The following is a 10,616-nucleotide window of genomic DNA, read 5'->3' on the forward strand; positions in this document are numbered from 1 at the left end:
GCCGATCAGGGCGCGCAGGTCGTCCGCGCCGATCGCGGCGGGCAGCTCGCGCTCGCCGAGCTCGGCCTGCGCGGCGATCTTGCGCAGCACGCGGGCGATCGAGCGCTCAAGGTTCCGCACGCCGGCCTCGCGGGTGTACTCCCCGGCGAGCTTGCGCAGCGCCGCCTCGTCGACGCCGACCTGCTCGCCGCCGAGACCGGCCCGCTCCAGCTGGCGCGGGAGCAGGTGGTCGCGGGCGATGACGACCTTCTCGTCCTCGGTGTAGCCGTCGAGCCGGACGAGCTCCATCCGGTCGAGCAGCGGCTCGGGGATGGCCTCCAGCACGTTGGCGGTGGCGAGGAAGACGACGTCGGAGAGGTCGAGCTCGACCTCCAGGTAGTGGTCCCTGAAGGTGTGGTTCTGCGCCGGGTCCAGCACCTCCAGCAGGGCGGCGGCCGGGTCCCCGCGGTAGTCGGAGCCGACCTTGTCGATCTCGTCGAGCAGGACGACCGGGTTCATCGAGCCGGCCTCCTTGATCGCCCGCACCAGGCGGCCGGGCAGCGCGCCGACGTAGGTGCGCCGGTGGCCGCGGATCTCGGCCTCGTCGCGGACGCCGCCGAGCGCGACCCGGACGAACTTGCGGCCCATCGCGCGGGCCACCGACTCGCCGAGCGAGGTCTTGCCGACGCCAGGCGGCCCGACCAGGGCCAGCACCGCGCCTCCCCGACGGCCGCCGACCAGCCCGAGCCCCTGCTCGGAGCGGCGCTTGCGCACGGCGAGGTACTCGACGATGCGGTCCTTCACGTCGGCCAGGCCGGCGTGGTCGGCGTCCAGCACCGCGCGGGCGCCGGCGATGTCGTACGCGTCCTCGGTGCGCTCGTTCCACGGCAGCTCCAGGACGGTGTCCAGCCAGGTGCGGATCCACGAGCCCTCGGGGGACTGGTCGGACGCGCGCTCCAGCTTGTCGACCTCCTTGAGCGCGGCCTCGCGGACGCCCTCGGGCAGGTCGGCCGCCTCGACGCGGGCGCGGTAGTCGCCCTCCTCGTCGGCCGGGTCGCCGTTCAGCTCGGCCAGCTCCTTGCGGACGGCCTCCAGCTGGCGGCGGAGCAGGAACTCCTTCTGCTGCTTGGCGACACCCTCCTCGACGTCCTTGCGGATCGTGTCGTTGACCTCCTCCTCGGCGAGGTGGTCGCGCAGCAGCGTCAGCGCGTACTCCAGGCGGGCGACCTGGTCGGCCTCCAGCAGCACCTTGAGCTTCTGCTCGGCGGTGGCGAAGGGGGCGTAGCCGATGTTGTCGGCGAGCTCGCCGACGCCCTCGATCTGGGCCACCCGGTCGACGATCTGCCAGGCGCCGCGCTTGCGCAGCCACTGGGTGGACAGCGCCTTGTACTCCTTGACCAGCTCGGCGGCCCGGCCGGCCACCGGCATGCCGACCGAGGACTCCCGGAACGGCGTGGTCTCGACCCAGAGGGCCGCGCCGGGACCGGTGGTGCCGGCCCCGATCCGGACCCGGCGCACGGCGCGCACCAGCGCCGCAGGCTGGCCGATTGTGCCGGGGCCATCGGCCAGCCGGCCGACCTGCTCGACGGCGGCCAGCGTGCCGACCGCCGCGTACGAGCCGTCCACCCGCGGGACCAGCAGGACCTGGGGCTTGCCGGCGCCGGCCGCCGCGCGGGCGGCCTCCACCGCGGCGCGCACCTCGGTGTCCTTCAGGTCCAGCGGGACGACCATGCCCGGCAGGACGACCTCGTCGTCGAGCGGCAGCACGGGCAGGGTGAGCGGTGTGGACGTCGATGCCATGATCTCTCCCCAGTCAGTGAACTTGAGTCGACCTGACTAAGGCTTCACGGGCGCCGGATGTTCCCCACCTCTTGTTCGCCATGAGCGAACAGAAAAGGAGCGCAGCCAGGGGCCGCGGGAAGGTCGTCAAAACCCCCCGAACGAGTTAACGGACGTCCAAGACCGGGGCACCGCCGGACACCGGAGCGGCCTCCGGCACCTCCGCGCGCAGCGGGCGCGGCCGACGCCCGGCGCCGCGGCGCAGCCAGCGCCACAGCGCCACCCCGGTGAGCACCGCCGCCGGGTGGCCCACCGCGGTGACCAGGTCGTCCTCGGTGATGATCTGCTCGGCGATCAGCACCGCGGCGCTGCCGAGCGCCAGCAGCCGCCCGCGCCAGGGGAGCAGCCCGGCGAGCGCGCCGAGGCTGACCAGCACGCCGTAGCTGACGCCGATGTCCAGGTAGTCCATCGCCGCGGCCTCCAGGTGCCCGGTCTCCACGGCGGCGATCACCACCGCCTGGGACAGCAGCGTGGCCGTGACGTGCCCGATCGCGAAGACCGCCGCCGCCCGCCGGGAGCCGACCCGGCGCTCCAGCGGCGCGACGGTGAAGGCGAATCCCCACAGGTACGGCATCCACACCTCGCCGGCCACCCAGAATCCGCTGAGCAGCAGCGCCCGCAATGGGTGGTGCAAAAGATTGTGGCCGTCCGAACTGGAGGCCTCCTGCAGCCGCAGGACGAGATCCGGATCCGCGAGTTTGGCAAAGGTCGTGGTGGCGCCCACCACGGCGAGATATCCGAGCGCGAAAGGGTTGCGCCGGGGTGTCGGCACCCGGGCCAGCAGCCACTCGGCCACCCCGGTGCGCAGCCCGAACCTGAGCATCCCGTACGGCGGCCCGGCCCACGGCTGCCGCGGGCCCGGGCGCGGACCCGCCGGTGCGCCACCGCGCCGCAGTCCAGCCATGCCGCCCTCCGCTCCACGCCCGCAGCCGCCGGCGCCCTGCTCCCGTCCGGGGTGACCAACGTACCGGCGCGCGCACGGAATCCCTCCCGCGGGGCGTTGTCGTGATCACGTTACGTCGAGGTTCTGAGAACCAGCTGAGAAAAGCCCGTGAAGACCGGTGGACCGGCCGACCGGCCGGATTCCCGCATTGGTCCAGACCTTCCTCCGTTTAACCCGTCAGTAGCGGCCCTGACCGGCGACTTGGTGTCAACTCGACTGCATACGTACCGTTACGCAGTGAAAAAACGCCGGGTAAGGTATCGGCCCGTGCCCACTCGTGAGTGGGTCCGAGAGCGGGCCGGAACCGGCCCAACGGGCCGGAAACGTCCGGTCCACCTGCCGGGAGGCACCTGCTGTCCGTACGCTGCGAAGTGCGCGGGAGAAGCGGGTGGCCGACCTCCGCCCTCCGATCCGCGCACGCGACGGGACGGCGGACCCGGCACACAGTCCACGACGGAACAAGACTACGAAGCGGAGCCCCGCCATCCCCACAGGTGGCCGGCCCGCAGCCCTGGGGGCGGTGGCGTGACCGTGACAGAAATTCAGCAGGACAGCAGCAATAGCGGCGGCACGGTGAGCAGCCAGCGCAGAGTGCTGGTGGTAGAGGACGAGCCCACGATCGCGGAGTCGATCGCGGCCCGGCTGGGCGCGGAGGGCTTCAAGGTCGCCGTGGCCCACGACGGGCCGGGCGCGGTCGACGGCTTCCACACCTGGCAGCCGGACCTCGTCGTCCTCGACATCATGCTGCCCGGCTTCGACGGCCTCGAAGTGTGCCGCCGGATCCAGGCCCAGCGACCGGTGCCGGTGCTGATGCTGACCGCGCGCGACGACGAGACGGACCTGCTGGTCGGCCTCGGCGTCGGAGCCGACGACTACATGACCAAGCCCTTCTCCATGCGCGAACTGGCCGCCCGGGTCAACGTGCTGCTGCGCCGCGTCGAGCGCGCCCAGCAGGCCGCCCGCACGCCCGCGCTCGGCTCGCTGCGCTTCGGCGAGCTGGAGATCGACCACGTGCAGCGCCGGGTGCGCCTCGCCTCGGGCGACGTCCACCTGACGCCGACCGAGTTCGACCTGCTCGCCTGCCTGGCCGCCCAGCCGCGTGCCGTGCTCACCCGCGAGCAGCTGCTGGCCGAGGTGTGGGACTGGACCGACGCGTCCGGCACCCGCACCGTCGACAGCCACGTCAAGGCGCTGCGCCGGAAGATCGGCGCCAGCTGGATCCGCACCGTGCACGGTGTCGGCTACGCGCTGGAGGCCCCGCTCTCCTAGCGGCGCCTCGGGCATCGGGCCTCCGGGGGGCCCGTGTCCCGAACCGCCGTACCCATGCGGGGGACCACAGGGACAATGACCTTTCCACAGCAACGCAACGGCGACGCCGCCGGCACCCGGTCGCAGACCCTCGCCGCCCGCGCCGCCCGCCGGGTCTGGGCCGACATCCGGCCGCTCGACCCCGTCCGGTCGATCAAGGGCAAGCTCGCGCTGCTCGTGATCGTCTCCGTCTTCCTCGCCAGCGGCATGGTCGTCGTGGCACTGAAGTCCGAGACGCAGATCCGCATCATCATGATCTTCTCGATGATCGCGTCGCTGCTCTTCATGCAGTTCCTCGCGCACGGGCTCACCGCCCCCCTCCGCGAGATGACCGCGGCCGCCCGCGCGATGGCCTCCGGCGACTACAGCCGCCGGGTCGAGGTGAACTCGCGCGACGAGATCGGCGAACTGGCCGCCACCTTCAACCAGATGGCCTCCGACCTGGAGGCCGCCGACCGCCACCGGCGCGAACTGGTCGCCAACGTCTCGCACGAGCTGCGCACGCCCATCGCCGCACTGCGCGCCGTGCTGGAGAACGTGGTCGACGGCGTCGTGCAGCCCAATCCGGCGACCCTCGAAGCGGCCCTTGAGCAGACCGAGCGGCTCGGCCGCCTGGTCACCCACCTGCTCGACCTCTCCAAGATCGACGACGGCGTGGTCGACCTCGACGCCCGCCCCTTCGAGGTGCGCGAGTTCCTGGACGGCGTGCTGCGCGGCGTCACCGTGGACGGCGCGACGGCGGGCGGGGCGTTCTCCCGGCGCGGGGACGTCCGGCTCGCACTGGAGGTCAGCCCGGCCGGCCTGACCGGCGTCGCGGACCCGGAGCGCCTCCACCAGGTGGTCGCCAACCTGGTCGACAACGCCTGCAAGCACTCCCCGCCCGGCGGCACCGTGACGGTGCGCGCGCGGCCCGACGGCGAGCCCGGCGGCCTGCTGCTGGAGGTCGAGGACGAGGGTCCCGGCATCCCGCCGGCCGACCGCAACCGGGTCTTCGAACGCTTCAGCCGCAGCGGCACCGCCACCGCCCAGGGGCCGGGCTCCGACGGCGGCACCGGCCTCGGCCTGGCCATCGCCCGCTGGGCGGTGGACCTGCACGGCGGGCGGATCGCGGTCGCGGAGTCGCCGCGCGGCTGCCGGATCGAGGTCCGGCTGCCCGGCCAGCGCTGAGCTCGTGCGATCGTCCAGCGGCACCCGAGGGGTGCGCAGCGGGGGTTTGTGTCACAGATCCGACACAGACGTACACGAAGATCATTCGAAGATCAGGCCGGGACTTTGTCCGTTTTCGTCCCAATATGTGGGCCGATCAGGCCTGGTCAGTTCCCCGTACATGCGGGTTTCTAACGCACATTTTCGGCCAATCTGCAGGTCAGGACTGTGATCTGGACGACGCCTGCCCCCCGGGGACTGCGCGATCACTGGTCAGGGGCGTAGCCTTAATCCCCGCTGTCCAAACATCCCAAAAGGAAGCGGAAGAGGGCGGTTGCCGCCGTGTCGCCACAGTCCCAAGAAACCCCCAACAGCTCGGCAAGCTCCACTGGCTTCGGCCCCAACGAGTGGCTCGTCGATGAGATCTACCAGCAGTACCTCCAGGACCCGAACTCGGTCGACCGAGCCTGGTGGGACTTTTTCGCCGACTACAAGCCCGGTTCCGAGGTGACCCCAGTGACCCAGGCCGCGACCCAGGCCGGCCCCACGCCGACCCCTGCCGCTGCCCCCGCGCCCGCTGCTGCTCCGGCCGCCGCGCCCGCCCCCGCCGTGCCGGCCGCCCCGGCCCCGGTGGCGGCCCCCGCGCCGCTCGCCGCCGCGCCCGCCGCGCCGCCGGCCCCCAAGGCCGCCGCCCCGGCCGCCCCCGCCGCTCCCGAGGCCGGCGGCCCGGAGCTGGTCCAGCTGCGCGGCCCGGCGAAGGCCGTCGCCACCAACATGGACGCCTCGCTGGAGGTGCCGACCGCGACCTCGGTGCGCGCCGTCCCGGCGAAGCTGTTGATCGACAACCGCATCGTCATCAACAACCACCTGCAGCGCGCCCGCGGCGGCAAGGTCTCCTTCACCCACCTGATCGGCTACGCCCTCGTCCAGGCCATCAAGGCCCACCCGGGGATGAACCACAGCTACAAGGTGGAGGGCGGCAAGGCCTTCCTGGTCAAGCCCGAGCACATCAACCTCGGCCTGGCCATCGACCTGGTCAAGCCCAACGGCGACCGCCAGCTCGTCGTCGCGGCCATCAAGAAGGCCGAGACCCTCGACTTCTTCGGCTTCTGGCAGGCCTACGAGGACATCGTCCGCCGGGCCCGCGCCAACAAGCTGACCATGGACGACTTCACCGGCGTCACGGTCTCGCTGACCAACCCCGGCGGCATCGGCACCGTGCACTCCGTGCCGCGCCTGATGCAGAACCAGGGCACCATCGTCGGCGTCGGCGCCATGGAGTACCCGGCCGAGTTCCAGGGCTCCGCCCCGGAGACCCTCTCGCGCCTCGGCGTCTCCAAGATCATGACGCTGACCTCGACCTACGACCACCGCGTCATCCAGGGCGCGGCGTCCGGCGAGTTCCTGCGCACGATCCACCAGCTGCTGCTCGGCCAGAACGGCTTCTACGACGAGATCTTCGAGTCGCTGCGGATCCCGTACGAGCCGGTCCGCTGGGCCACCGACGTCGCCACCACCCACGACGACGAGGTCAACAAGACCGCCCGCGTCATGGAGCTCATCCACGCGTACCGCGTGCGCGGCCACCTGATGGCCGACACCGACCCGCTGGAGTACAAGCAGCGCAAGCACCCCGACCTGGACGTCGTCCAGCACGGCCTCACCCTGTGGGACCTGGAGCGCGAGTTCGCGGTCGGCGGCTTCGGCGGCCAGAAGATGATGAAGCTCCGCGACATCCTCGGCCTGCTGCGCAACACCTACTGCCGCACCGTCGGCATCGAGTACATGCACATCCAGGACCCGAAGCAGCGCAAGTGGCTGCAGGAGCGCCTGGAGAAGCCGTACACCAAGCCCGAGCGCGAGGAGCAGCTGCGCATCCTGCGCCGCCTGAACTCCGCCGAGGCCTTCGAGACCTTCCTGCAGACCAAGTACGTCGGGCAGAAGCGCTTCTCGCTGGAGGGCGGCGAGTCCCTCATCCCGCTGCTGGACGCGACCATCGACTCGGCGGCCGAGCACCGCCTGGACGAGGCCGTGATCGGCATGGCCCACCGCGGCCGTCTGAACGTGCTGGCCAACATCGTCGGCAAGCCGTACGCCCGGATCTTCGGCGAGTTCGAGGGCAACCTCGACCCGAAGTCCATGCACGGCTCCGGTGACGTCAAGTACCACCTGGGCGCCGAGGGCACCTTCACCGGCCTGGACGGCGAGACCATCAAGGTCTCGCTCGCCGCGAACCCCTCCCACCTGGAGACGGTCGACCCGGTCGTCGAGGGCATCGTCCGCGCCAAGCAGGACGTCCTGGACCAGGGCGGCACGACCTTCCCGGTGCTGCCGATCCAGATCCACGGCGACGCGGCCTTCGCCGGCCAGGGCGTCGTCGCGGAGACCCTGAACATGTCGCAGCTGCGCGGCTACCGCACCGGCGGCACGATCCACCTCGTGGTGAACAACCAGGTCGGCTTCACCGCCGCCCCGGCCTCCTCGCGCTCGTCGATGTACTGCACCGACGTGGCCCGCATGATCGAGGCCCCGATCTTCCACGTGAACGGCGACGACCCGGAGGCCGTGGTCCGCGTCGCGCGGCTCGCCTTCGAGTTCCGCCAGGAGTTCCACAAGGACGTGGTGATCGACCTCATCTGCTACCGCCGCCGCGGTCACAACGAGGCCGACAACCCGTCGTTCACCCAGCCGCTGATGTACGACCTGATCGACAAGAAGCGCTCGGTGCGCAAGCTGTACACCGAGGGCCTGATCGGTCGCGGCGACATCACCATGGAAGAGGCGGAGCAGGCGCTCCAGGACTTCCAGGGCCAGCTGGAGAAGGTCTTCGCCGAGGTCCGCGACGCGGCCCAGACGCCGGCCGCCGGCGCCACCGGCAAGCCGGTCGCCGACTTCCCGGTCAGCATCCGGACCGGCATCTCCCAGGAGATGGTCAAGCGGATCGCCGCCTCGCAGGTCAACCTGCCGGAGTGGCTGACCGTCCACCCGCGCCTGTTCCCGCAGCTGCAGCGCCGCGCCGCCTCGGTCGAGGACAACACCATCGACTGGGCGATGGGCGAGACCCTCGCCATCGGCTCGCTGCTCATGGAGGGCCACCCGGTCCGCCTGGCCGGCCAGGACAGCCGCCGCGGCACCTTCGGCCAGCGGCACGCCGTCCTGATCGACCGCAAGACCGGCGAGGACTACACCCCGCTGCAGTACCTCACCGAGGACCAGGCCCGCTACACCGTCTACGACAGCCTGCTGTCGGAGTACGCGGCCATGGGCTTCGAGTACGGCTACTCGCTGACCCGCCCGAACGCGCTGGTCATGTGGGAGGCGCAGTTCGGCGACTTCGTCAACGGCGCGCAGACCATGGTGGACGAGTACATCGCCTCCGCCGAGCAGAAGTGGGGCCAGCACTCGGGCGTCACCCTGCTGCTGCCGCACGGCTACGAGGGCCAGGGCCCGGACCACTCGTCCGCCCGCCCGGAGCGCTTCCTGCAGCTGTGCGCGCAGAACAACATGACGGTCGCCATGCCGACGCTGCCGTCGAACTACTTCCACCTGCTGCGCTGGCAGGCGCACAACCCGCACCACAAGCCGCTCGTCGTCTTCACCCCGAAGTCGATGCTGCGCCTGAAGGCCGCGGCGAGTGCGACCGAGGAGTTCCTGTCCGGCTCGTTCCGCCCGGTCATCGGCGACACCACCGTCGACCCGGCGCAGGTCCGCAAGGTGGTCATCACCGCCGGCAAGTTCTACTACGACCTGGAGGCGGCGCGCGCCGAGCGCGGCGTCACCGACACGGCGATCGTCCGGGTCGAGCGGCTCTACCCGCTGCCGGTGGCCGAGCTCCAGGAGGAGCTGGCCCGCTACGGCGACAACGTCCAGTTCATCTGGGCGCAGGAGGAGCCGGCCAACCAGGGTTCCTGGCCGTTCATCGCGATGAACCTGGTCGACCACCTGCAGGTCGTCATCGGCCGCAGCGCCAACGGCTCGCGCCTGCGCCGCGTCGCCCGCCCGGCGGCCTCGTCGCCGGCGGTCGGCTCGGCCAAGCGCCACGCCGCCGAGCAGCAGGCCCTGATCGAAGAGGTCTACTCGATCTGAGGCCCTGAGCCTGGCTCACGCGAACGGCCCCCGTCCTCCCTTCCGGGAGGGCGGGGGCCGTTCGGTTGGCAGCAGAACCGTTTCCCCACGATGCCATGTCAAGGTCGCAGCTCTGCAACCAATCGGATACCGGCGTGCCGGTGCAGCTGACGGATCGATAGGTTATGCCTCGCCAGATCGCTGCCCCGGGAGCCCGTCACCGCCCCCGGGCCGGTCGGACGACCTCACCGCTCTCCCAGGGGGATCACCAGATGACCGCCGACACGCCGAGGGATGCCAGCAAGCTCCCGCCGGTCTTCCAGCCGCTGCTGCCCGACGACCCCCGGGAGGTCGGCGGCTACCGGCTCTTCGCCCGGCTCGGGGCCGGCGGCATGGGCCGGGTCTACCTGTCGTACACGCCGGGCGGGCGCCCGGTCGCCCTCAAGGTGGTCCGCCCCGAGTTCGCCGAGGACGGCGAGTTCCGCCGCCGCTTCGCCCAGGAGGTCAGCAACGCCCAGCGGATCCACGGGCTCTACACCGCGCAGGTGATCGACTCCGGCGGCCTGGACTCGGACGCCCCCTGGCTGGTCACCGCGTACGTGCCCGGCCCCTCGCTCCAGCAGGTCGTGCGCGAGAACGGCGCGCTGCCGGTGCGCACCGTCCTGCTGCTGATGGGCGGCATCGCCGAGGCGCTGCAGGCCATCCACAGCGTCGAGGTGGTGCACCGCGACCTCAAGCCCGCCAACGTGCTGGTCGCCGGGGACGGCCCGCGGGTGATCGACTTCGGCATCGCCCGGGCCGCCGACGCCACGGCGCTGACCGGCACCGGCTACCGGATCGGCTCCCCCGCCTTCATGTCCCCCGAGCAGGCCCAGGGCCGCCCGGTCACCCCGGCCACCGACGTGTTCGCGCTCGGCGCGCTGGCCGCGTACGTGGCCGGCGGCGCGGCGCCGTTCGGCGACGGCCCGGACACCGCCGTCCTCTACCGGGTGGTGCACGAGGAGCCCGACCTGAGCGGCGTCCCGGCCGACCTGCGCGAGCTGGTCCTGCGCTGCCTGGCCAAGCTCCCGGAGGACCGGCCGACGCCCGCCGAGATCATCCAGGTCGCCCGCAACCACCCGGAGGTCGGCGGACAGCTGCGGTTCGGCGAGGACTGGCTGCCGCGCCAGGTCAACACCGAGATCACCCGCCGCTCGGACCTGCCCAAGACGCCGCCCACGCCGGTGCCGGCCATCCCGTCCACCCCGCCGACCCCGATGCCGGCCGTGCCCGCCACTCCCCCGCCGCCCTTCGCCGCACCGACCCACCCGGCCACCGCGGTGACCCACCAGCCCAC

General features: G+C 71.8%; 6 protein-coding genes. 4 read left to right on the top strand and 2 right to left on the bottom strand.

Annotated elements, in window-relative coordinates; translation table 11 throughout:
* Together AB0O00_RS19885 and AB0O00_RS19890 are read right to left on the bottom strand one after the other, a co-directional pair.
* Positions 1–1,779, bottom strand: a 1,779-nt coding sequence (locus tag AB0O00_RS19885) for an AAA family ATPase (RefSeq protein ID WP_363653516.1), incomplete at its 3' end; no start/stop codon positions are given.
* A 145-nt stretch (positions 1,780–1,924) separates the two neighbouring features.
* Positions 1,925–2,722 carry a rhomboid-like protein gene (locus AB0O00_RS19890; protein ID WP_363653518.1) on the bottom strand — a complete coding sequence of 266 codons (798 nt, stop codon included), beginning with the start codon at positions 2,720–2,722 and terminating at the stop codon, positions 1,925–1,927.
* Positions 2,723–3,292: 570 nt separating this feature from the next.
* On the opposite strand from AB0O00_RS19890, the gene AB0O00_RS19895 reads away from it, so the two are divergent.
* From AB0O00_RS19895 to AB0O00_RS19910, 4 genes are all read left to right on the top strand, one after another.
* On the top strand, positions 3,293–4,030 hold the full coding sequence (locus AB0O00_RS19895; protein ID WP_363653520.1) for a response regulator transcription factor: 738 nt from the start codon (positions 3,293–3,295) through the stop codon (positions 4,028–4,030).
* Positions 4,031–4,105: 75 nt separating this feature from the next.
* A complete protein-coding gene (locus AB0O00_RS19900) occupies positions 4,106–5,236 on the top strand; it encodes an ATP-binding protein (protein ID WP_363653522.1) in 1,131 nt (376 codons plus the stop codon).
* Positions 5,237–5,557: 321 nt separating this feature from the next.
* On the top strand, positions 5,558–9,301 hold the full coding sequence (locus AB0O00_RS19905; protein WP_363653524.1) for a multifunctional oxoglutarate decarboxylase/oxoglutarate dehydrogenase thiamine pyrophosphate-binding subunit/dihydrolipoyllysine-residue succinyltransferase subunit: 3,744 nt from the start codon (positions 5,558–5,560) through the stop codon (positions 9,299–9,301).
* 251 nt (positions 9,302–9,552) lie between these two features.
* The coding region (locus tag AB0O00_RS19910; protein ID WP_363653526.1) for a serine/threonine-protein kinase at positions 9,553–10,616 on the top strand (1,064 nt) is incomplete at its 3' end.

Source organism: Kitasatospora sp. NPDC093558 (genome assembly GCF_040683475.1).
Classification (GTDB): Bacteria; Actinomycetota; Actinomycetes; order Streptomycetales; family Streptomycetaceae; genus Kitasatospora.

What these genes read in the sequence shown, in the direction of transcription:
- AB0O00_RS19890 (WP_363653518.1), bottom strand. Translation starts at nt 2,722, where the DNA reads ATGGCTGGACTGCGGCGCGGTGGCGCACCGGCGGGTCCGCGCCCGGGC.
- AB0O00_RS19900 (WP_363653522.1), top strand. Translation starts at nt 4,106, where the DNA reads ATGACCTTTCCACAGCAACGCAACGGCGACGCCGCCGGCACCCGGTCG.